The sequence below is a fragment of the Phytobacter sp. MRY16-398 genome, from assembly GCF_003925915.1.
Classification (GTDB): Bacteria; Pseudomonadota; Gammaproteobacteria; order Enterobacterales; family Enterobacteriaceae; genus Phytobacter; species Phytobacter diazotrophicus.
Genome location: NZ_AP018756.1, coordinates 3,800,903 through 3,821,783 on the forward strand (window position 1 = coordinate 3,800,903; position 20,881 = coordinate 3,821,783).

Sequence of the window (20,881 nt, forward strand, 5' to 3'; positions counted from 1 at the left end):
CGGCTAATGCCAGGGCTGAGTCTTTTATCTTCCTCATTACTGAGGGCCATCGCTTTTGGCGTTGCCGCGTTCAACACCACCATGCGTGTGGGAGGCGAACTCAATATTGCCTACTGCGAGCCCCCCTTGCGTGATGTGCGTACGTGCATTCAGCGTTGTTTCGCCAGTATTGGTAAAACGGGGGCCACTGTAAGTCATACCCGATTCGGTCAATGACAGGGTCGAATTGCCGACAGATAACACAATACCGTCATGGGTCAAATGAATGCGCACAGAACCGTCGAGATTGCTCATTCCTACCCCACTGGCTGGTAGATTGGGTATTGCCGTTTTTGCCGAACGATAACCGGGCGAAAAAAAGGCATCACTCGCATTAAACATCGAGGGGCTGACAGGAGGCGCGGGTCCCCCCATATCAAGCCAGGCATCCACGGAGCGCTGGCTAAAATGGATATATCCTTCAGTGCCAGCGGGCAATTCATGGAAAACAGCCCATTCCGATGAACCGGAAAATTTCACTGGGACATTAATTAAAACGGGGATCGTCTGATGCGTGCCATCACTCAACCGCCGCTGGATACCGCATTGAACCTGTGCGCGCTGCGTCTGGTTGTCAAAGACCACAATGTGACCCGGCATCCCCACCATTAATCCGCCAATGGCGTCTCGACCTGCCGCCTGTAATGCTGCAAACAGAGGATTAGAACTGTTCATCATGTACTCCTCCATTGGCAGCGAATTGTCGTTTTCCAGTCGTTATTCCAATAATCCCCTTGATGCGAGGTCGATAACACGCGGAAACTGCCCGACGTGGTATGCGCCATCGCCAGGGCCTGAAATTCCTTTTGTTGTGTCCCAGTGTAATTAATGGTCCAGAAATCGGAGGTAATATGCACCCGATCGCCTGGCTGGATAATAGTGTTCAAGCGAACATCGACTTCCATATCCTGCTGATTCCACTTCGGCACCCCTTCCATACCGTTACTGGCACTGAGTTGGTGCGTGATGGGACGGGAGGCACCGTTGCGAATGATCACAACACGATTATGATCGAGCAGCCACTCATAGCCCCATGCCGCTTTCATTTTGTTGAGAAAGTCACGGCTAGAGCTATGTGCAAGCGTATGGCCATAATTAAAGGTAGGTAAATCAGAAAAATCACCGACCATTTCCACGGGGTAATAAAAAGAGCGGGCGACATCGTGTAATATTTCACTCGCCTGCGTTTTATTTCCCCATGTTTTACCGATGGTCGCGTCCGACCAGATAGCCAATAAGCATTTCAGGCGGAGATAAACATTGACCCCTTCGCGGCCCACTTCAACGCTTTGTATCTGCCCGGAAAACACTTCGCCGACGGATTCATCATAACCAGCCTCCAGTCTCACCGAACCATAATGCTTCTCCGAAGTATCATAGTGCTGAATCAGCTGGCGATATTTTGCGGAAACACCGAAGACGGTAATAGTTGCTGTCGATACCTGATCCTGGGGCATATTCGTCACCTGAAACTGGACCTGCATAGGCGGTACGATTACCAGTTCCTCCCCATCGACGGATGTCACCGTCAGGCTATATTTTCGGCCAAATAATTTAGTCATGGGGATACCAGTTCAGTTTATTGTCTATACCGAGGTTGGCGATTGTAGCTTTGCCCCCCTCCAGCACAATATTTCCGATTTGGGTATTTAATCCGTCCAGCAAATTAACACCAACGTGTAAAGCCCGCCCAAGGGTCAGCGCACTGCCATCGCTATTAAAAATATCGACGCTGAAATAACCGTAGCGAGTAAGCCATCGGAAAGTGAATTTCAACTGCGTGTCATTAAGCCGGGTGGTAAATGAGAAATTTGCCAATCCCGCGCTAAGAGGTATTGTTTTCATTTCACAGGCACCTGTCCCAGATTTACCGATTTTTGCCCCTGCGTTGCGACAGGATCATTTTTGGGAAGATTGCTGTTAGTGGTGATGGCACTGTCATCACGTGTGACGATAGTTATTTGTTGCATTTCCACAATGATCTCCTGCGCGCCTTCACCCCCCTTTACTTTCTTCACTTGCGTTTTTGTAATGAGCATATTGTCGTAAGACGACCCTACACCCACGATTTTCAGCAACGTTTTATTACGTTGCAAATTGCGTAACGAGAGCAATGCCGACTCCGAACGTGATTGCCCGGAATTGGCATACGTCATGCCTGCCGTCGCAGCAAGACCACCCAAGGCCGCCGCGCCACCTGACAGCATCGATAAAGCTGTTCCGCCCACGAGACTGCCCCCCATACTGGTGAGACCAGAGAGGTTGTCTTCTCCGGCCGTCATAGCCTTAATCGGGTTATCAGAAATCGCCACGGTCATCGTCAGTTCCAGCGGCTTCGTGACGGCATTGTCATTAGCCGTGCTGGCATCTTCTAACGGATAACTGCTCACTATGGTCATTAACGTACTGGTTTCGTCCAGGGTCGCATCAAAAAAAATGCCACCAATCTCAGGACGAAATTTTGTAAATACTCCGACAAGTGACATTCTTACCACCCTCCGTTGTCATATGAGCGCTCGAGGTTGTTTCCTGTTTCTGTAAGCGCCCGTTGCACCGAGTCCTGAATCTGCTGTTCGTTCATCCCCACACCAGAAATGCTCAGATCAACATACTGGTTAAAACTAACGGGCGAGGCGGGAGGAAGGAAACTGTAAGAAGCAGAGTACGGAGGGGTGTTCTGATAGCCGTACAGCATATTTATCTCATCAACGCTACGCGTCGGCTGAGCATAAGGTGACGAGGGTAAAGCAGCCCAAACATCGCCAAGACCGTTTGTCGCTTGCAGGAAATTTCCCTTCATGACGTTATCCAGTTGCCCGGCACGCTGGATCAACCACAACGCGGCCAAATCCTGGCTTTGGTGCGAAAAATCTTTCAGCCCCATAGCCGCCGCTGCATCTCCCCAGGCATTGGACGCAAATCGATACCGACCGAAGGCGGAACTGTTTTGCGTGTTATCCATCGCCGCCACCCCGTAGGCAAGCGAATCAAGATACTGGCGCGCATTTTGATTATATAATGCACTTTTTACTGTCGATGAGCGCTGACGAAGGAACGCCTCATAAGGTGTGATTCCTTCCCCTTCCTGCTGGGGAGATTCTCCTGGATGGCGACGCTTCCAGTAAAACTGTGGATCACTCATCTCTTGAATATCATCACGGGAATAGGACATGTTACCCGGTGTCAATGCCGCCGCCGCACCAACCGTCATAGGATTAAATAACAGTCCCGAAAGCCAGCCGCCCTCTCCTGCTACAGACAATGGTCCCATGAGTTTGTTGAGCATACTGCCGCTGGCAAGCGCACTACCGGCACCCAGTATGATCTCCGAAACAACTGGATTGGCCCTAATAAAGCTGTTTATCGCTTCCAGCACACTATTCACAATGGGCAGAAGATCTTCACCAAGCGCATAGGCAAGGTTCTCGAAATTGCGCGACAACTTCGCCATTTCATCGTTGAATACCTGAACATTTTGATTTAACTCTGGATCAAAAGACCGATCGTAATCAGAAGACATGCTCATGCTTTGCTGAAAAAAACCACTGCCACGTTCGGCCAACCGCGTCACATCGTCATTTTCCTGCCAACCCAGAATCGGGCGGAACTGTTGCCGCTGCTGCTGACTCATGGATTGATAGGCATTTAATAGATATCCCGTTGCCGCCACGCGATCCACAGATTCTATTTGGGCGAACTGCTCAGGATTGAATGCTGTTCCCTTATAGGCTCGTGCGTCAAACTCGCCGTTTCGCACTTTGCGAGCCAACTCAGGAACCATTTGTGCAAATTGCTGCCCGGAGGCAATCGGATTAGCAGCGCCTATTCTACGCATAGCAAATTCAAGTCCACGGATTTGATTAACCGTAAAGGCAGTGATATCGGCGAGACGTTTTAATTCAGACCAGGATTTTGCTACGCCTGCAGTTAGCGCATTAAAATCGACTTTAACACCCGCCACCGCAGCAAGCTGTATCATGCCGTCAGTGACATCTTTTATCGCATTACTCGCCTTCTTAAAGGAGTTTGCGTCTGTTTCAAGACCAATAGAGACCAGCAGCGAGTCTATGGTTTCTGCCATTCTAATTTCTCCAGGCGGCAAAAAGCCCGCCTTTGGCGGGCTTTCAGGTTTTGGCGCTTCTTGCTTTTTCAGCTTGCTCGGTAATGTCATCCAGTACCTGATGCATGGCATGGACATCTTCCAGGCAGTAGGTGCCATCAAGCATCTCAGACCAACGCGCTAAAGGTGGGCAAAGTTGGCCAGCCCCAACACAGGGCCGCCACAGGAGCCAGTCTATAGCGCTGCGGTCTCCATTTTCACCGCGTTTGCGCCGTTTTCGCTCTGTACGCTGAGCTGCCAGAAAGGGCCGATGTTCTCTTGCAATACCCGCCCCAGGAGCAACAGCCAGTAATGGATTTTGTCCTGAAACAAGTTTTCAGCTACCGGCACACCATCACTGACGCGAATGATATTCCCTCCTCCGATACAGAGGTTCTTAAGGCGAGTAAGCTGCATGCCATCTAACGATGCCATGACCGCCACGACACCCATATCAGTGCCCCCCTCACTCAGCGCGGGCAGCAAACTATTCTGCGCGGCAATCTGCAGCATTTCGACCTGTTCTTTGGCCGATGCTGTCATACCGCTGTACTCGTTCTCACCCATAATCAGCGTAATTTTGCGCCCCATCAATTAGGTCTCCTCACTGTCAGAAAACTCAAAAACAAACTGCTCATCCGACACTTTGGTTTTGCCACCACGTTCTACGTTACCGCGTTTTGTCAGCACACCATCAAACCCGGCAAAATATTCCGCCGTGCCGGACTGGTAGAAGGTAAAGGTGGCATCGATACCACTTTTCGCTGCCGCAATAATCTGACGAGCCTGCTCCGAACCCGGCATCAGGTTAACCGTTAGTTTTACTGGACGCGTTTTATTGTCCAGACGCACAGACGTGCCGCCAAGACCCCGTTTCAGGGTCGAACGATCCTCAAGGCCTTCAATCGTAATTGGTGGATCGGTTTCGCCAAACTCATCCAGCGGAATACCGAAAACTGTCAGTTTGGCACCATCAGTGCCATAGGTGTTCATTGCCATTAGAGTTGCTCCAGATGTTACTCAATATAAACGTTGATCTCAGCCACATGGCCTGCGCGTGCCAAAATGGCGTAAATAGTGGTTGCCGGGTATTCACGGGCTTTGCGCTGCGCGTCTGTTAAATTGAATACGTCTTCCGGTTTGCCCAGAATGACGAAACCATTTTCCGCCGTCGCCACTTCACCTGTTTTCGGATCGACATAAGTGCCTTTACCGAGTACGCCATTGTCGTAAAAACGTTTACAGGTTGTAGTCAGCGCAGTAAGCAAGCCCGCATATCCAGCCGGCGTCAGGGCACGTTTGGTGCTAGTACCGGTGATGTAGTTGTAACCATCCACCTGCAGATGGTTTTTCAGCACGTCCAGGTTGATCACATCGTCAATAAATTCGTTATAAGACGACATGGATCTGGTGTTAATCGCCCGTAAACTATCCGTCTCGCCCGATAGTTCGATCTCGGTAAAGAACGCGCAATTTTTGGATTTCAATGCGCTGTAGCTGCTTGTTTTCAGATCATCGCCAGCAATACCGGTCAGTACCTGGTATTCGGCGGTGATTGCGGAGTTTTTCGCATTCGGCTTAAACTTGTTGAACGTCGCCGCCAGCTGAACCATGGTGTAGGCCTGTGACGAATCCGCAACAATAGCAGCAGGTAAGCGATAGCCCATGAAAATATGGCGATTGCCTTTTGCCGCCATTACCGCCGCAATGTCCGTGGTTGAGGACGCAGAGGTCGCCCCGGCTTCGCTGGTGGTCACCCAGATAGGGTGGCTTTCCGCATCAGACCAGTCAGCTAATTGCAACAGATTCGCTTTGGTCAGATCGCTGTTTTTGAAGAAAAAGTGGTAACGCCATACCTCATCTTCCGCTTTATTAACGGTATCCAGTAACGATGCATCCGCCGCATTTTTCATCCAGATGGTGACCGACTTCGGCTTGGGGATCTGAGTGAAATAACGTGTGGCGATCAGATAAATATCGCTGGAGGCTGAGAAATCCTCAGCAATTTCATTCAACGAGCTGTAATCCCGCCAGGTGTCAACGGCGAAAGTCACTCCGCTTTTGAGATCGGTGGAACCTGCAAAAATCAGCGCAGAGGAAAAGTCGCCGTATCCCAGGCCGGCGGCGGTCAGATAGAGATTGACCGGGATAATGTTATCAACGGAGTAAGTCATTATTGCCCTCATTGTTTTTGAACGTCGATCGTGAATCCCGCTGCACGGAGCACCGGGTAGGAAAGGGTCTTTTTGATAAAGAGGTGGATATCCGTCTGCCAGTTCGCTTTCTGGCTGGATGTCGACAACGCGGTGAGATCGCGAGACGCGCTGGTGCTGCGCCATGCAATACCGTTTCGAAAAAGAAACGCGCTAACCGGGTTGCGAAGATTTGCGTTATGCAGACGCACAGTGGCGTTGTCCGCCCCCTCATTGAAAATATTTACGGACAAGGTAAACTCCATGCTGCTAAAAACGGTGTCCTGCAAATCAGTCCATTCTGTACCGAGTGAGTCCGCGAAGGCTTCTTGGGGGACAATCTCCGTCATGCTATGCTCGGAATGTCCATATACCCGCACCGGAATTGGCTTGTATGTGGCATAACAATCGCTTGGGATTTCCCCCGTCTGCCCGGCCAGGATGACATTTTCCAGTCCCGATGCCAGCATGATCAGTTGCCGAAATGTCGCGTTGAGATCGGCCATATTTTCCATCAACCGCCCCCCTTATCATGCACGTTAAGCCTTTTACTCAATGCCATGTTCAATCCTCCAGAACGTAAGTGATGGCCTGTTTTAAAACGCCAATGCCAATCCGGGAAACAGTAAACGGCGATGTATTGGTTGGCACAATGTCAGACGGCACCGCCGCCTTGCAGTAACCCGCCACCTCCTGCCCGATTTGTCTGAACATCGCGGAGGCCGTTATTTCGCCACGGCTGACCTTGGGTGAAAGAGACCGGAAGTGTGCCTGTATGTTGCCGATGTTTTGGCGTAGCGGAAGGCGCAGAAAGGAGTACTGTGGAATATTATTTTCTGTCGACCCAAATTCCAGCATGGCCCCGATGGCAACCAGAGACGTCCCCTGTTCATCGTTGCCCGAACCTGCAGGCAATCCGACAAAGACCGGGTACCGCGTAGTCAACCGGTTCTTGATTTGTTTTATTTTTTCGTTCAGGGCTATATTGCCGCGAAACATTGCACGTATTTTCATGACATTACTTCCGAAGTATTAGTGCTTTCAAAACACCTTACATGGGTGATTCTTGATTTATAGAATTAATATTCCTGCCCTCAGGCGCTTCTGTTAAATATAGACAGCCCAATGATTCCCGAGACCAGAAAAAATGAACAACCGTACTTTCGGCCGTTTTTATTCGATAGTTAGTTCACTTTTAGATGAAGAAAATCGAGTAATACCAAAAACAAAATGCATCAAATAGGCTATTAATTCGCAGTATGTTGTTTCACAAGCTTATATGAATCCAAGCAGTCCGCGCGCAACCCTGCAAGTAATTTTTATATTTATTTTCAGACGCATAAACGACAATTAAAAAAGCCGCGCAAGGCGGCTTTTTTAATTACTTCCGTATATAACTTCACAAGCATATATGAATTCAAGCAGTCAGCGCGCAATGTTGCAAGTGACTTCTACATTTATTTTCACATAAATAAAAAGCAATAAAAAAGCCGCGCAAGGCGGCCTTTACTCACTATTTCCTTATACTACTTATCAAGCTTATATGAATTCAAGCAGTCCGCGCGCAACCTTGCAAGCGAAATCGCTGCGGATTTCGATCAAACTTTTCACACATGGGAATATACAACATAGATTCAGCCACTTGCAAATAAACGCTGATGCGACTTTCGCAGGTGCGCAGGCTCCATTCCGGATGTTTTTCATTTAATTTTCGCGCCATGGATTTCTTACTCATCCGATGTCGATAACGGTCGCTGATAATATTGAACAGTGCGACATTGTCTTTTTGAATCAGTACAGTCGCGATAACTTCATCCATCATCAATCCTTCACTGTCCGTACAGAAGACAAGATTAGTTTGCTGTTTTTCACTCATCAAGTCGACAAAGTACTGGTGTAATTCTTCATCGTTCATTCCGGATTCTTTGAGGTGCGATAATATCTGCTGAATGGCAGATTTAGAGATAGTTTGCGACGCCAGCAACGCAGTAAACATACTGCCCATACGTCCGTTCCCGATAAAGGACCAGCGGCCCCACATACGTAATTTCCCTTGGATCCATACCGACTCGAGCGTTAAAAGACGTCCCGATTCGTCCAGTTTTCCCGTTGCTGTTGGATAAATCATATCGCCACCTCGGTTGAATTACATTGGTTGGGGCATACGTATGCCGCAGGTTCATCATTAAAAACCCAGAACAAAGACAGATTAAAAAAAGTTTCAGACTGCCACAACTGATGGTGATGAAATCCTGCTACAGCAGAATGGGTATATCCACTCGCCAAATGACTTGTATTGAACTGCGTCATGGGTCCTCCCGTTAACGCAGCAATTGTTCAGAAATAACGCGGACAGGTTGTTCAGGCCTGCTGCGCTTTTACCTCTCGGCACCGTCATTCTTCGTAACGGTATAGCCAGCCAACCTGGCCAGCTCAAGCAACGCTTTAAGTGAAGCCATATGCTCATTATCCTGGACAACGCGAACACTTGAGATAGCGCCATCTTTACACGTGATCAGGACACGCCCATCGTCGGGGAGATTTAGCACCGCCGTCTCTTTGTGAATCACGTGCCCCCCTCAATTGTACTGTATATAATACCAGTATTTATACTCTCCAATTATAAGTTGTGCAAACTTTTAAACGCACAGTTCGGGCAAGATCAAAAACGAGGATTTAACATAAGTAATTGTTAATAAAAAATAAACACGGTTATACCTCTCCGATTACACATCGATAACGGGGTTGATATAACTCATGCTCTGCCTGGAAACTTTGCCCTGGAAAAAGGGTCTATCCCTTTAGATTTTTACTCGATAGAGCATAAAAACCGGGATCTACATGGCCAAGAGTGAAATGCGTCACTGGCAAATCATCATGTCGGATCAAAGCCACCAGTTTTGACTGCATCATGCCTTTAATCCGGTTTTGCAATTGCGACATCGACATCCTGACCTCAGGGTGGCTGAGTTTGATGGTGGTAAGAATGGCCTGATACGACAATGTTTTGTCTTGCATGATGGTCACCAGCGCCTGTGCTGACAGTTCGCTACCCGCCGTTGATTCTTGCGTGACCACCTTGCTTTCGGCAGGTTTGATGGTTTCCAGCATCAGGCAGCTCGCACCCGATGCGCCGATGCGCGTACCGTTTCTTTTGTCATAGTTTTCCTGGCCGCTCACTGACCAGGCCGTCGCCGTTTCATGCAGACGTACGATTTTTTCGCCTCGCGAATGAATGACGATGCCAATATGTGTTTTCGTGACCTTTTCCTGGTTTTTATCACCTGGTGTCGCTGCCACTGGCGTACGCCTGATCATGGGCGCACTCGGTTTAGCGACCTGCACCGGGCGGGGAGCGGGAATATAGACAGCACGACTTCTGGCTCGCGCACTAGCATTCATTTGCCACAGGATAGCCGGAGTCCAATCGCAACCATCATCGGCATATTTTGTGCGATCCACATAAATCCATTCGGTCATTTGGTCTTTCCTCTAAGGTTAACCTGCGTAGGTCAAGCGCAGTATTTCTGGTCTGCTTCACGAAGCCAGTTTTACAAACACAGCTCCATCGTCTGGTTAATATTTGTTATAAACCTATAACTTAACAAAAGGTAAGTCAAATTAATTTACAGTAACCCTATGAAGAACGCAGAGCTCTGTGACCGCATTCGGCGGAGAAGAAATGAACTTGATATGTCACAGCAACGCCTGGCCGATGCTGTGAAGGTTTCTCACGTCACGATTTTTAAATGGGAAACCGGCGAGACTGAACCGCGAGGCCAGAATCTCTTTAAATTGAGCAAAGTCCTCAAATGCTCTCCAACCTGGCTGCTCTACGGCGATGAAGACATGTCGCCTGTTCCCGCAGAAGAGCTGCCAACCGAACTGGACGATAGACAGTTAAAACTTTTAGAACTGTTCGATTCCCTGCCCGAGTCGGAAAAAGAGCGCCATCTCGCCGATCTTGCAGAAAAAGTACGTGGATTCGAGAATCTTTTCGCCGAGTTACTGGCAGCAAGAAAAAATAAGCAAAAAAAATAGAAAAGAAATTCAATTAGTTAGTTTTTAGCGAAACTTAACTTAACTTTTGAAAAGTAAATTATTGCCTTTAAACTTACTATTAGTTAAGATTTTTTTCCTCAACGATGCACAACCTTGCGGCAGTTGCTCAGAAAACGTTCTGACAGTCCGGAAAGACGGACAGTGGTTTTACACCAGTTAAGACCCGCAGGCTATGCCAGGTAGCAGACGTAAAAAAATCACCAAAGTGGGTTCTGTTATCAGGAAGTGACCAAACCGCACCTAAGACCAATCCCGTGCGGAGGAAAGACCAACTGTGATACCGCTGAACGGCCAAAGGTATACCGTAGCAACGTCTATTTACCTGTAAATATCATTACCTCATCCTGTTAGCGCGGCCCGCGCGTGACGGCAACGGTGGAGTATTTACATTTACTGGCGGCATTCAGGCAGAATCCTTCTCTGCATTTTCCGCTGAAACGGCTGGATAATTTTCAATGGCGGGCAGTAGACAAATAAAAACGAGATGACATATGCGTCCTCCCGTTTTTCATAAGTCGAATCGCGTGATTTATACCTGCTGACTGCGCAACATGGTGCAGAACGGGCAATTACAGCCGCTCACCGGTGTGGCAGCGCAACTTCCCAGGCTTAAGCCAGGCATTCCCTGCGTAGTGATGGCCTGATCATAGATAGCAAATTCTGCCCCACGGATCTGCTGGCGGGAAAATTCAGCGGGATCTTTATCTTTCGCCTGAAACGCCATCGCACTACCAGAAACAACCGACAACGAAATCGCTAAAATCTGACTGATTTTCATAGGGTATTGCCCTCAAAAAGAAGACGTCATTTTGATAAGTCGCAACATGCGGGCAGCCCGCAACCGCCATTAACTGTTATAAAATAACATTCCATAGCGCAATGCAACGTCAACAATGTGTCGAAATTTGCGCAGCAATCGGTTATGCGTCAAAGCCGGTGTTTATCGTCATACCAATAAACACCGGCGCTTTCTCCCACGAGTCGCAGTGCTCACATACACGACTCTCATCCTTTTTGCGTAATCTGCCTGCGGTTAAAAACCGTAGCGGAACCAGGCGAAGAGGACATTGCCATTATTATAAGTGCCTGGAATATAGGTAAATTGTACGCTGGCCTGTTTATAACTTGCAGAAAGCAGCGGCAGCACGACAGGCAAAGGAACATAATTGGCGAAATCTTGTCGCGCGGTCACCGCTGCCGTCAGGCCAAGCCCCAGACGAAAATCGCGGTTTTGATCCAGATACCAGCCCTTTTCCCAGCCGTAGCCGATAATGGGTTCCCATTTGTTGTGGGAGTCCTTAAACGCCATGGCATACAATGAGCTCCAGTTTCCATCGGCGTTATAGCGGGATACACCGAAACCGCCGCCCCACGGCCTCTCGTTATAGCGGTCCGTTTTTTCTTTGTCGTAGGTAAAGCGGTTATGCCAGGTGAGAAAAGGTAAATAGAGATCATAACTCTGTGGATGGTCCCAGGTTTCGGTCACATCTTGTTTAAACCCGTCCCACCATTGCGCTATCCGCTGTTCGCCGTAAATGGCTGCCTCTGCATCAGTCGGGACGAAAGCTGCCCACCCAATAGCCCAGCACACAATGAATAGCCTTAACATCTACCACCTCATAATACATTTGCCATCCTGAAATAAACGTCACTGTCTACTGTCAGGTCTTTATTTAATGGTGGTAAACACTACTGTCCCCACATTAAACAAAACATAAATTTTTGAAGCTTTCCTGAGAAGCAGATCACTCTTAATAAGCGTAGTAATCTCTAAACAAACGTGACGGCAATCGTCTGCAGAAACGGCATTTCCCGGATAAGGGGTCAACGGATGGCGAGGTAGCCCGAAACAATAGTATGTTGTAACTATTTTTAAACGGCGTGTAAGCGGCAATCCAATGTTGAGAGCGGGGATTATGGTCGACACCCGTAGACGGCAAGCGTCTCCCCATCGCACCGGTTACGGGTGATAGCGCAAGGTTTCAATTAACCGGGCAAAGGCTGGGGTATGCTGCCTGCGGCTGGGATAGTAAAGGTAATATCCCGGAAAGGGTTCGCACCATTCGTCCAGGGCAGTGAGTAACTTCCCATCAGCGATATCTTGTTTGACGCAATCTTCCGGGACAAAGGCTAACCCCATACCAGACAAAGCGGCATCAAGACGGGAGGACAGGTTAGTAAACGTAAGCTGCCCTTCGACTTTGACGCGGAGTTGCTGACCGTTTTTTGAAAACTCCCAGGCATATAAGCCTCCCAGAGTCGGCAGGCGCAGATTGATGCAGTTGTGGTTCTGCAAATCATGAGGCGTTTGCGGCTTACCGTAGCGAGAAAAATAGTCGGGCGACCCCACCACCACCATCCGCCAGTCCGGCCCGATACGCACCGCGACCATATCTCTGGCCACCTGCTCGCCCAGACGTACCCCCGCATCGAAACGCCCGCTGACGATGTCGGTCAGCGTGTTATCAATTACCAGTTCCACATGCACATCCGGATAGGTCTGCAGAAAGGGTTTCAGCGCGGGCCAGACGGTAGATTGCAGCGCATGCTCACCGAGCGTAATGCGGATATTCCCGGCAATGTTCTCACTCATGTTGCTCAACATGATCAATTCGTTTTCTATATCCGCAAAGCGTGGCGCAATACTATTAATTAAAAACTCACCGGCTTGCGTAGGCGCGACGCTGCGGGTAGTACGGGTTAACAGACGTATTTTCAGACGCTCTTCAAGCCCACGAATTGAATGGCTCAATGCCGATTGAGATAATCCCAATTTTGCTGCTGCTCGAGTAAAACTGCGTTCACGGGCAACGACGATAAAGTAGAACAGATCGTTAAAATTATCTCTTAGCATCACAGCCCCGTTGCCAAATACTTTTATTTAATCGTATTCAATACTACTACGCATCACAGAGGAAACATATGTATAAATCTCATTGATAAAGATAAAAAAAATAACGCATAAGACGAAGCCCCTGTCTAACAATTGTGTTAATCAACAGGAAGCGCCCTCTAAAATGAGGCTATATCATGAGTGTTTGAGATATAGAAAGGAAAACGAAGCACTATTATTAAGAACAATGCAGGATATTAATCATCATATTACTCGACTGTTCATATCGATAACAAATAATTCATTTAACTCCTGTTTAAACGGTGCCATCACTCTCATAAGTGAAAAAGCGTGGCATCCGTCTAACGCTTCGGCAAGTTCAAGCACGAAATGAAAAATCCGTCGGACTAAGCTTAACATAGCAAGATCGAGTTTTTTCATTGCCTGCATACTCGCACATTTCGGTTTCTCTATTATTTATTCTCTTTCTTCTCTTGTTTCTCTTTTAGAATTTTTTCCAGCAGTTTTTTCTGCTGAGATCTCTCATCCAGAATATTAAAGCCGTTATAGAAATCCGTACGAGCTGCATAACCGATTGCCAGGCATTCGGACAGAGCATCGTTAAATGCCGGGCTATCTTTGTCATTAAGCAAACCTTTTGCCTGACAGTCATGCGGTAATGCCGATTCCCAAGCCTGTTTGCCTTCGGTCAATTCTTTAAGCAATAGCTGTTTATTCTCGACATTGGTTAAGCTGTCCGTGAGACTCTGCCATGCCGAGTTATATTTTATTTTTTCTTTATCCACCAGAGATTGCAGGCAGATACCTGCTCCCTGCGTACCGTAGCAGGCCGCAATATCTTTAGCGATGACAGGCGCATCCTGTCTGGTTGCAGTTGTATTGGCTAAGACCGGAAAACTGAACGCAATACCCACGAACAAAAACAACATCTTCATGCTACATTCCTTTACGTAAATAATCTGCGCGATGACGACCATTCTCATACTTACGGATCCGTGGCGTCAACTCAATAAGCTGGATAACAACATCAATATCATTTTGACCAAAAAAGGCGATATCATCGTCTCGCAATGCACCCTGAAAACGCATATCAATGATGATTTCTTTTAAAATGTCTTTCATATCGTTCCACGAGACACAGGTATCATCTTTATACTTATTATAATAACTCTGTGCACTGCTGACGTATTGTGGGTAAATATTATTAAATAAATTAACTTGCATATTTCGGGTTATCGCCCCACAGATTGTCTTATTTTCATGGACGAATTTTCGTGCATTGTTTCCCGACAGGGTACTACCTTTTGACATCAATGTTGCCATCTGTCTATACACACCTGCCTGAATGAGATCGGCATAAACAATCCCTTCACTGCGGGTTTTCATATCATAGCCTCTACCAATTGTAACGCCTGACAATCCACCAGGCCAGTGTAGCACACGACTAAAATAGATACTTGCCGGGTTATCATTACCTTCGGCATCAAAAGTGACTTGCCCTTGACTAACAATCAGCCCACCTGACATATCTACAGGAAGAAGATTCGCAGAATCAGCTGTACCAGAAAATAGATGCTGCGCAGTAGTTCCGCCAACCGAAATGATTCCATCCGGCTGGCGCAAAAATTTGCGTTGAAACGTTCTGATAGCCGAGATTGTTTGCGGGCCTATGATTCCATCAACAGCCAACTCCGGAAATGCTTTTTTCTTTAATGCATCCTGTACTACCAAAACATCATTTCTATTATTCACACAACCCATGCCTACAGAACCGGTGATCTCCATACACCCTCCGCGATATAATAAAACCATGATCCGTGGCCAGGAATTATAATGCCTATAAAAGCTAAAAAAGAACTAAAAACCACTGAATCAAAAAAGAAAAAAACACCACTTTAAGAAAGGTCTTATTTTAATGTATTTAAAATAAATAACTTAAGCGCTCTTACAGTATGCCTTAAATAAATATTAGCCAAACTGTATATTATAGCTTTAACTTTGATTCACCTTAACTTAAATGTCACACAATACTCAATATGTTACGCTATGATATAGTTTTATGCGTAATTATCCCAAATAGAAACATGCTATATTGCACCCCCAATAAATATTTAAAAAACCGAGTGGATTTACTATATGCCAAGTTGTTCCGTGCATTGTCTGGTGCTTGTAATGACTTTCGGTATGAAGAACCTCTCGATATTTTGATACTAGCAAGCAGGAAAACGATTGGTGTGAGGACCTCAGTTTTTATGAGTCCTTGAAAAAATCATTTATCAGAGTCCATCAATTCTACCAGACCCGCATTAAGGTTCTTTTCCCTGCTTTCCACTGTGAAATCCATAACGCTTATTACTCTAAGGCTTAGTCCACGCTTGCTTTCCAGGTCCAATACCATTTCCATGTAATTGATGGCGCCGCGCTGTTGCGAGTCGTTCAAACAGGGAAGGCATGCCATTAACAGTACTTACGGAAAACATGACGACATGATGCCGATGTAGATACTTTCTCTGGTTTTTACTTAATGATTAAACAACGGAGCAGCCTCTGCCATTGATTGTTGTTTGAGGCTTGTATCATTGCCGCGTTCGGAAACATCAATACTGTAAAATCCCAAATGGTTATCGGGAGGAAGCACTTTGAAAATGACTCTAAAGTCGATCTGTAAAAATTGGCGATAGGCTGGAGACTGGCAACGTTTGTTGGCGTCCCTGGCGCCTCACGGCTCACTGTTTTGCAGATTATCGCGCCCCACCCCGCCAATAAACGGTAGCCGCAACCGCAACGGCGTGAAATCCAGCCCCATGCTCAGGCCAAGGACGTTAAGCTCAAATCCCTCTTCGGCACCCAGGGTGATGCCCGCGACACCCAGCAGCGACACCTGTATACCGCGCCCGGACGGGGGTAAACCGATGGGGTTACGCAGCGAGCGAAAATCTTTGCCCACCGCATTAGCAGGCATATCCAGTTTCAGAGCAGGCACGGCACGTCCGATATGAGCAACAAACGTATTGCTGTTTGGTCCGGGCCAGGCGTGATAGGTATCCGGCCACGGGTATGAGGCGATGGCCGCCTCAATCTGCGGGATCATCGCCTCGGCTTGCGCGCCACGGTGTTCAACAAGCAGGCGGGGTTTCGCCCCGTACCAGTACCCATCCGGCGCGTTGCGGTTACGTCGCACTTTTTCGCCGCCCCCCCAACTGACAACCTCGTAGCGGTTGTATTCCGTGTCACCCGCACGCTTAAACACAATCCATGGATGCACGGCCACCACGCCTTTCCAGCCCCATGTCGGCGCGGCATAAACCTGAACAATCGCCAGTTGGGCATTTTGCCGGGCATCGGGTGCCATGCCAGAAGAATCACGCCTGGCGGCCCACCACCCTTCCTGCACCCGCGATTCACGTTGGTGCATCGCCTGAACGAGACTGGCAATAAGAGAGAGCAGAATGATGCAAAGAATACACAAACAAAGCGTTTTTATCGGGGTCATGGCACCCTGCTATCAGAAGGGAATATCGACGCGTCCGGTGAGTATACCGTCGTTTTTGTACCGCAGAACGCCCTTAGCACATAACGCAAAAGCCCATCTCTTCCCCGGACAGGCCTGAAAGTGTTTGCGCTTTCAGACCCCGATGACAACATCGCAAAACTAGCGCAACGTTCCTCTTGAACCTGAGCACACCAGTTGTCGACGTTTGATGTGGTACATCTCAACATCCGATTGCAGGAAGAAGCCCATTTCCCAGGGATTTTTGCGGATAAATGCTTCCCGAATGGTCTCATAAAGTGGGCTATCTGGTGGCACCAGAGAGGCCTCGCCTTCCACAATGGTGTAGTTCCATTCAATCGCCCGCTCAAACGTATAGTGGGCACGTTCATCCATGGCAAAAAAACAATGTGGATTACGTTTTAGCAGCCTGGATTTGAACATCTGCGGGAAGGTAATGAGGAAAATATCATCATCGACGGACGATAAAAACGCCAGCACCGTGGTGTGCGGCTGCTCGTTGGCCATGGTAATCAATACGCCAACTTTATTCACCGCATCTTTTGATTCAGGTTCAGGCATATTGCGCAGCGTGGTGAATGGCACAGGCAGTTCGGGCCTGTTGTCCGCCGGGAATTGATATCCCTCTTCCCGGATCTCAAGCACGACGCTCATTCCGTGAATCAACTGACATTCCCGTGGCGCGACAACCACCCAGTCTTCTTCCTGACTAATAACGCGGCCTTTATACGAGGCGCGATATACACTGATTTCCGCATCGAACTCATCAACGCCCGAACGGTTATCCAGATGCAGGGTAACGAAATCCCCTGCCGAAAACGTATGTCCTTTTGGGAAGTAAACCCGCAGGCTGTTATCCGACTGAATAAAAACACCACAAACATGAATAACCACATTGTCCTGCTGGTAACCCGCCAATATGCCGAGTACCTGTTTACCAAGAAAGGTTGCCAGATTCATTAATACCTTTTCCCTGTTGATAGAGTTTCAGTGAAAGTGTTATCGGCAACGGTTTGTTAAACCATAGTTTTTTGTTCAGTGGGCTCAACAGGCCGCAGTGGAAGGTCATACTCAGAAGGGAAAAAAATAAGGCCGGTTACCCGGCCTGAATATCACTTGTAATCGATAAAGTTCAGGATGGCCTCGTTGAACTCCTTCGGTGCCTGAATAAAGGCGAAGTGGCTGGTGTTCGGCAATATCAGCAATCCGGCTTTCGGGATCGTATTGGCGATATATTCCAGGTGCTCACGCACAATGGCTTCGTCATGATCGCCGTCGACAATCAGTACCCGGTTGGAGATTTTCTTAAGATCCTCATCGCTCCAGTTGGGCTGCGTTGCCCACATATGGCTTATCTGATCGACAAAAGCATCATACTGGTCCGGAGTTTTGGAAAGCTTGCGATACTCATTGCCCGCCCGCTCGATATAGCTGGCAAAGACCGGGTTCTTCTCGGTATCCGGTTTCACACCGCTGGTTTTGGTGTTAGGGGCAAAGGAAAAAATACGGTTCACTCGTGTGGGGTGGCGAATAGCCAGATCGATACCAATAATCCCCCCGTCGCTCCAGCCGACAATATCCGCTTTCTGAATATTCAGGTGATCGAGCAACGCCACCACATCATCACTCATTAAGTCGTAGCTGTAAGGCCGTTCGTCGCGCGTACTGCGCCCATGTCCCCGACTGTCGACCACGATAACCTTATGATCTTTTGCCAGCGCGGCGACTTGCAGGCCCCAGTAATCGGAATTAGCCAGACCGCCGTGGAGTAATACCACCGGCTTCCCCTCTCCGGTCGTTGCGTAATAGAGTTGTATACCGTTGACGCTGGCATACGCCGGTTTCAGCGCGGCAACAGGAGCAGGCGTTCGCGGTAATTTTTTCCAGCGATCCCCCCAGGCAATCGGGGATTTAGGCGTAACAGCCCAGGTCGCAGATGTGCTCAATGCCCCCATCACGCAGAGCAGCCCGGCGAGGATTAATGTTTTGTTTTTCTTCATAGCGATCGCTCCTGATTACGTTTAATGTGCCTCACCCAGCTCTCGGGTACGTTTCACCGCCGCCAGCACGCTGCGTTGCAGGCCTGCGGCAAAATCGCTGTTGTTAAGCTCATACAACCCATGGATCCCGACGCCTGCCGGCGAATTGTTAATATCCAGAAGCTGTCTTGGATGTTTCTGGCTTCGGCGCAGCATCTCTACCGCTCCCTGCAGATTTTCGAGCACCACTTCGCTTGCCTGCGCACGCGACAGACCGGCCAGAACGCCCGCATCGGTAAACGACTCGATAAAGTAATAAATGTAGTTCGGCCCGGCAACACCGAAGCCGGTAAAGATATCGATAAGCCGTTCCGGCAGATAGAGCACCTTGCCAAAGCCGTTGAGAAAAGGTTCCACCTGTTCGGCGCTCGCCAGCGCATTCAGAACCACCCCGCTGTAGCCAAACCCGGTGTCGGTAAGCGTATTGGGGATAACGCGGGCAATAGGTTTTCCCGTCCCCAACGCCGCTTCCAGTTGGTGCAATGTCACCCCGGCAATCAGAGAGACCACCGTCGTTGTGGCAGAAAGATGAGGCTGAATACGCGCAGCGACACTTGCTAAATCATCCTGCGGGCGGATCCCAAGTACCACCAGCGCAGCCTCGTGTAGCCGTTGCCCGTTCTGCCGCTCCGGCGCCAGACCATAACGTTCAGTGAGCAGTGCAATACGGTTTGGGTCGATATCCTCCAGCGAAATATCCTGCGAACGGAGTGTTCCCGCCGCCAGAGAGGCACGAATAATCGCCTCCGCCATTTGCCCGGCACCAATAAAATGGACTTTTGCCATGAGCCGCCTCTCCTTATTGAAAGCGATATTCGCCGTTACCTACATGAAAACGGTGGCCTTTCAGCGCCGGGTCAGAGACGTTAAAGACCAGTTCAACTAACCGATTAGCCGTACTCTGGCGAAAGATAAAGCGCTGTTCGCCCACCGCCAGCCCCTCCGGCAATTCGTTGAAACCGAACAACTTATGCCAGTGTGCTCGCACAGCCTGCGGATCCTGCACGTCAAAAATGGCACTCTGTAATGTCACTTCGCCTGCGGGATGTGGCCTGTCGAGCCCCTGAGCACGTAGTCGCGCCAGCCGGGCATTATCGTCCTCACCCCATTGCAAAATAAAGGGATAAGGCAGGCCGTTAAAATCCCTATCGATGGTGAAGATGCGCCAGCTAATCACATTGCCCTGCGGGTCGTTACGCTGGCCATCGACTATCGGCGAGACCTGTAATCCTTTGCTGCGCAATTGCGCATGCGTCTGGTCAATATCATCCGTGCGCAGCGCCACCCGATGCAGCGCCTGGTTTTCCGGCAACAGGTGCGCCGCATCGCGGGAGAGCAAAAAATCGGTCTGTGCCGACGCCAGCTCAGCCTGATCAGCGATGGCGAGAAATTCAATATAGGTCAGCCCAAAATAGCTGAGTGCATTCCAGGTTCCCCAGCCAGGGTGACGCCCACCGGCAAGCGCGTTGAGCCTCTGCCCCGTAAAGATGGCGATGGCCTCTTGCGGCTGGTTAACAAACTGCACGGCATGGTCCCATTTTAATGTGGTCATTACGCCTCCTGAGTCTGGTAGAAACGCAGGCGGCAGGCAGCATCACCCCGCGCCAGCGCGGCTTCAACCGTTAACTGTATGCCCTCGAACGCATCGGTTAACGCATGATCCCCTTCCATGCAGATATCACACAGCGTCTCAATCTGCCGGGCATCTCGCCCCTGCTGACGCCAGCAATTGACGTAAGGGCAATAGTGGAACAGAACAATAAACTCTGACGGGCTAGCCGAAATGGTCTCCATTTCGTAAACCTGCGATTCCAGCCCACCGGTAAATACCGTGGCAAATTCTTGCAAGTCATTGCCATGACGCATCTTCGCACGCACGGAATGCCCGATATCACGCCCATAACGGCGGATTGCGTCACGCGCATAATCATCGGGTTGACTGCGTTGTCGGGATTCATCAAGCAGATAACCCAGCGTGGCAGCGCGCTTTTCGGTGATGGCACGCAATGCCAGGGTAACCTCATCGTCCAGGGTCGGCGCGTTATGCGCCGAAGCGGGCTGTTTTGTACGCATCAGACAGCACTC

Annotated in this window: 24 protein-coding genes; 1 reads left to right on the top strand and 23 read right to left on the bottom strand. The window is 49.0% G+C overall.

Going from position 1 to position 20,881, the window contains the following annotated elements; translation table 11 throughout:
• Nucleotides 1-36: 36 nt before the first annotated feature.
• From MRY16398_RS18725 to MRY16398_RS18785, 12 genes are all read right to left on the bottom strand, one after another.
• Complete coding sequence (locus MRY16398_RS18725) at nt 37-717, bottom strand: Gp138 family membrane-puncturing spike protein (RefSeq protein ID WP_223878719.1); 681 nt, start codon at nt 715-717, stop codon at nt 37-39.
• Nucleotides 714-1,601: a phage protein gene (locus MRY16398_RS18730; protein WP_108701643.1), complete on the bottom strand. Its 888-nt coding sequence runs from the start codon at nt 1,599-1,601 to the stop codon at nt 714-716. The genes MRY16398_RS18725 and MRY16398_RS18730 overlap by 4 nt, the downstream gene beginning before the upstream one ends.
• Nucleotides 1,594-1,884 carry a phage baseplate plug family protein gene (locus MRY16398_RS18735; protein WP_108701644.1) on the bottom strand — a complete coding sequence of 97 codons (291 nt, stop codon included), beginning with the start codon at nt 1,882-1,884 and terminating at the stop codon, nt 1,594-1,596. The genes MRY16398_RS18730 and MRY16398_RS18735 overlap by 8 nt, the downstream gene beginning before the upstream one ends.
• On the bottom strand, nt 1,881-2,525 hold the full coding sequence (locus MRY16398_RS18740) for a phage baseplate protein (RefSeq protein WP_108701645.1): 645 nt from the start codon (nt 2,523-2,525) through the stop codon (nt 1,881-1,883). Before MRY16398_RS18740 ends, MRY16398_RS18735 begins: the two co-directional genes overlap by 4 nt.
• 2 nt (nt 2,526-2,527) lie before the next feature.
• On the bottom strand, nt 2,528-4,210 hold the full coding sequence (locus tag MRY16398_RS18745; protein WP_232034350.1) for a lysozyme family protein: 1,683 nt from the start codon (nt 4,208-4,210) through the stop codon (nt 2,528-2,530).
• Between the two features lie 123 nt (nt 4,211-4,333).
• The gene (locus MRY16398_RS18750; protein ID WP_108701647.1) at nt 4,334-4,729 is read right to left on the bottom strand and encodes a phage tail assembly chaperone; all 396 of its coding nucleotides are present in this window, start codon (nt 4,727-4,729) and stop codon (nt 4,334-4,336) included.
• Between the two features lie 3 nt (nt 4,730-4,732).
• Nucleotides 4,733-5,137, bottom strand: coding sequence for a hypothetical protein (locus tag MRY16398_RS18755; RefSeq protein ID WP_108701648.1), 405 nt, complete (start codon nt 5,135-5,137; stop codon nt 4,733-4,735).
• A 17-nt stretch (nt 5,138-5,154) separates the two neighbouring features.
• The gene (locus tag MRY16398_RS18760) at nt 5,155-6,312 is read right to left on the bottom strand and encodes a DUF3383 family protein (protein ID WP_108701649.1); all 1,158 of its coding nucleotides are present in this window, start codon (nt 6,310-6,312) and stop codon (nt 5,155-5,157) included.
• A gap of 8 nt (nt 6,313-6,320) precedes the next feature.
• Nucleotides 6,321-6,845: a phage neck terminator protein gene (locus tag MRY16398_RS18765; RefSeq protein ID WP_108701650.1), complete on the bottom strand. Its 525-nt coding sequence runs from the start codon at nt 6,843-6,845 to the stop codon at nt 6,321-6,323.
• A 49-nt stretch (nt 6,846-6,894) separates the two neighbouring features.
• On the bottom strand, nt 6,895-7,344 hold the full coding sequence (locus MRY16398_RS18770) for a hypothetical protein (protein WP_108701651.1): 450 nt from the start codon (nt 7,342-7,344) through the stop codon (nt 6,895-6,897).
• A gap of 535 nt (nt 7,345-7,879) precedes the next feature.
• A complete protein-coding gene (locus MRY16398_RS18775) occupies nt 7,880-8,458 on the bottom strand; it encodes a DUF1133 family protein (protein ID WP_108701652.1) in 579 nt (192 codons plus the stop codon).
• 665 nt (nt 8,459-9,123) lie between these two features.
• A complete protein-coding gene (locus tag MRY16398_RS18785; RefSeq protein WP_125124994.1) occupies nt 9,124-9,810 on the bottom strand; it encodes a hypothetical protein in 687 nt (228 codons plus the stop codon).
• A 159-nt stretch (nt 9,811-9,969) separates the two neighbouring features.
• Here MRY16398_RS18785 and MRY16398_RS18790 point away from each other — a divergent pair, with 159 nt between their 5' ends.
• Nucleotides 9,970-10,371: a helix-turn-helix domain-containing protein gene (locus MRY16398_RS18790; RefSeq protein WP_108701654.1), complete on the top strand. Its 402-nt coding sequence runs from the start codon at nt 9,970-9,972 to the stop codon at nt 10,369-10,371.
• 550 nt (nt 10,372-10,921) lie between these two features.
• Here MRY16398_RS18790 and MRY16398_RS18795 read toward each other — a convergent pair.
• From MRY16398_RS18795 to MRY16398_RS18845, 11 genes are all read right to left on the bottom strand, one after another.
• Entirely contained in the window at nt 10,922-11,170 is a 249-nt protein-coding gene (locus tag MRY16398_RS18795) for a hypothetical protein (RefSeq protein ID WP_108701655.1), read from the bottom strand.
• A 255-nt stretch (nt 11,171-11,425) separates the two neighbouring features.
• Nucleotides 11,426-12,001: a lipid IV(A) palmitoyltransferase PagP gene (gene pagP, locus MRY16398_RS18800; RefSeq protein WP_039078640.1), complete on the bottom strand. Its 576-nt coding sequence runs from the start codon at nt 11,999-12,001 to the stop codon at nt 11,426-11,428.
• 351 nt (nt 12,002-12,352) lie between these two features.
• Nucleotides 12,353-13,246, bottom strand: coding sequence for a LysR family transcriptional regulator (locus tag MRY16398_RS18805; RefSeq protein ID WP_108701657.1), 894 nt, complete (start codon nt 13,244-13,246; stop codon nt 12,353-12,355).
• 452 nt (nt 13,247-13,698) lie between these two features.
• Nucleotides 13,699-14,229, bottom strand: a complete 531-nt coding sequence (locus MRY16398_RS18810) for a hypothetical protein (RefSeq protein WP_125124995.1) — start codon at nt 14,227-14,229, stop codon at nt 13,699-13,701.
• A complete protein-coding gene (locus tag MRY16398_RS18815; RefSeq protein ID WP_172600674.1) occupies nt 14,183-15,031 on the bottom strand; it encodes a peptidoglycan-binding protein in 849 nt (282 codons plus the stop codon). Before MRY16398_RS18815 ends, MRY16398_RS18810 begins: the two co-directional genes overlap by 47 nt.
• Nucleotides 15,032-15,965: 934 nt before the next feature.
• Entirely contained in the window at nt 15,966-16,739 is a 774-nt protein-coding gene (locus MRY16398_RS18820; RefSeq protein WP_103245719.1) for a DUF3750 domain-containing protein, read from the bottom strand.
• Between the two features lie 159 nt (nt 16,740-16,898).
• Nucleotides 16,899-17,717 carry a hypothetical protein gene (locus MRY16398_RS18825; RefSeq protein ID WP_071194653.1) on the bottom strand — a complete coding sequence of 273 codons (819 nt, stop codon included), beginning with the start codon at nt 17,715-17,717 and terminating at the stop codon, nt 16,899-16,901.
• 152 nt (nt 17,718-17,869) lie between these two features.
• Nucleotides 17,870-18,757, bottom strand: coding sequence for an alpha/beta fold hydrolase (locus tag MRY16398_RS18830; protein ID WP_083381223.1), 888 nt, complete (start codon nt 18,755-18,757; stop codon nt 17,870-17,872).
• Nucleotides 18,758-18,778: 21 nt separating this feature from the next.
• Complete coding sequence (locus MRY16398_RS18835; protein ID WP_039078637.1) at nt 18,779-19,582, bottom strand: pyrroline-5-carboxylate reductase family protein; 804 nt, start codon at nt 19,580-19,582, stop codon at nt 18,779-18,781.
• Between the two features lie 13 nt (nt 19,583-19,595).
• Nucleotides 19,596-20,348, bottom strand: a complete 753-nt coding sequence (locus MRY16398_RS18840) for a VOC family protein (protein WP_071194654.1) — start codon at nt 20,346-20,348, stop codon at nt 19,596-19,598.
• A complete protein-coding gene (locus MRY16398_RS18845) occupies nt 20,348-20,869 on the bottom strand; it encodes an L-2-amino-thiazoline-4-carboxylic acid hydrolase (RefSeq protein ID WP_071194655.1) in 522 nt (173 codons plus the stop codon). The genes MRY16398_RS18840 and MRY16398_RS18845 overlap by 1 nt, the downstream gene beginning before the upstream one ends.
• Between the last annotated feature and the right edge of the window lie 12 nt (nt 20,870-20,881).

What these genes read in the sequence shown, in the direction of transcription:
- MRY16398_RS18725 (WP_223878719.1), bottom strand. Translation starts at nt 717, where the DNA reads ATGATGAACAGTTCTAATCCTCTGTTTGCAGCATTACAGGCGGCAGGT.
- MRY16398_RS18730 (WP_108701643.1), bottom strand. Translation starts at nt 1,601, where the DNA reads ATGACTAAATTATTTGGCCGAAAATATAGCCTGACGGTGACATCCGTC.
- MRY16398_RS18735 (WP_108701644.1), bottom strand. Translation starts at nt 1,884, where the DNA reads ATGAAAACAATACCTCTTAGCGCGGGATTGGCAAATTTCTCATTTACC.
- MRY16398_RS18740 (WP_108701645.1), bottom strand. Translation starts at nt 2,525, where the DNA reads ATGTCACTTGTCGGAGTATTTACAAAATTTCGTCCTGAGATTGGTGGC.
- MRY16398_RS18745 (WP_232034350.1), bottom strand. Translation starts at nt 4,210, where the DNA reads ATGACATTACCGAGCAAGCTGAAAAAGCAAGAAGCGCCAAAACCTGAA.
- MRY16398_RS18750 (WP_108701647.1), bottom strand. Translation starts at nt 4,729, where the DNA reads ATGGGGCGCAAAATTACGCTGATTATGGGTGAGAACGAGTACAGCGGT.
- MRY16398_RS18755 (WP_108701648.1), bottom strand. Translation starts at nt 5,137, where the DNA reads ATGGCAATGAACACCTATGGCACTGATGGTGCCAAACTGACAGTTTTC.
- MRY16398_RS18760 (WP_108701649.1), bottom strand. Translation starts at nt 6,312, where the DNA reads ATGACTTACTCCGTTGATAACATTATCCCGGTCAATCTCTATCTGACC.
- MRY16398_RS18765 (WP_108701650.1), bottom strand. Translation starts at nt 6,845, where the DNA reads ATGGAAAATATGGCCGATCTCAACGCGACATTTCGGCAACTGATCATG.
- MRY16398_RS18770 (WP_108701651.1), bottom strand. Translation starts at nt 7,344, where the DNA reads ATGAAAATACGTGCAATGTTTCGCGGCAATATAGCCCTGAACGAAAAA.
- MRY16398_RS18775 (WP_108701652.1), bottom strand. Translation starts at nt 8,458, where the DNA reads ATGATTTATCCAACAGCAACGGGAAAACTGGACGAATCGGGACGTCTT.
- MRY16398_RS18785 (WP_125124994.1), bottom strand. Translation starts at nt 9,810, where the DNA reads ATGACCGAATGGATTTATGTGGATCGCACAAAATATGCCGATGATGGT.
- MRY16398_RS18790 (WP_108701654.1), top strand. Translation starts at nt 9,970, where the DNA reads ATGAAGAACGCAGAGCTCTGTGACCGCATTCGGCGGAGAAGAAATGAA.
- MRY16398_RS18795 (WP_108701655.1), bottom strand. Translation starts at nt 11,170, where the DNA reads ATGAAAATCAGTCAGATTTTAGCGATTTCGTTGTCGGTTGTTTCTGGT.
- pagP (WP_039078640.1), bottom strand. Translation starts at nt 12,001, where the DNA reads ATGTTAAGGCTATTCATTGTGTGCTGGGCTATTGGGTGGGCAGCTTTC.
- MRY16398_RS18805 (WP_108701657.1), bottom strand. Translation starts at nt 13,246, where the DNA reads ATGCTAAGAGATAATTTTAACGATCTGTTCTACTTTATCGTCGTTGCC.
- MRY16398_RS18810 (WP_125124995.1), bottom strand. Translation starts at nt 14,229, where the DNA reads ATGAGAATGGTCGTCATCGCGCAGATTATTTACGTAAAGGAATGTAGC.
- MRY16398_RS18815 (WP_172600674.1), bottom strand. Translation starts at nt 15,031, where the DNA reads ATGGAGATCACCGGTTCTGTAGGCATGGGTTGTGTGAATAATAGAAAT.
- MRY16398_RS18820 (WP_103245719.1), bottom strand. Translation starts at nt 16,739, where the DNA reads ATGACCCCGATAAAAACGCTTTGTTTGTGTATTCTTTGCATCATTCTG.
- MRY16398_RS18825 (WP_071194653.1), bottom strand. Translation starts at nt 17,717, where the DNA reads ATGAATCTGGCAACCTTTCTTGGTAAACAGGTACTCGGCATATTGGCG.
- MRY16398_RS18830 (WP_083381223.1), bottom strand. Translation starts at nt 18,757, where the DNA reads ATGAAGAAAAACAAAACATTAATCCTCGCCGGGCTGCTCTGCGTGATG.
- MRY16398_RS18835 (WP_039078637.1), bottom strand. Translation starts at nt 19,582, where the DNA reads ATGGCAAAAGTCCATTTTATTGGTGCCGGGCAAATGGCGGAGGCGATT.
- MRY16398_RS18840 (WP_071194654.1), bottom strand. Translation starts at nt 20,348, where the DNA reads ATGACCACATTAAAATGGGACCATGCCGTGCAGTTTGTTAACCAGCCG.
- MRY16398_RS18845 (WP_071194655.1), bottom strand. Translation starts at nt 20,869, where the DNA reads ATGCGTACAAAACAGCCCGCTTCGGCGCATAACGCGCCGACCCTGGAC.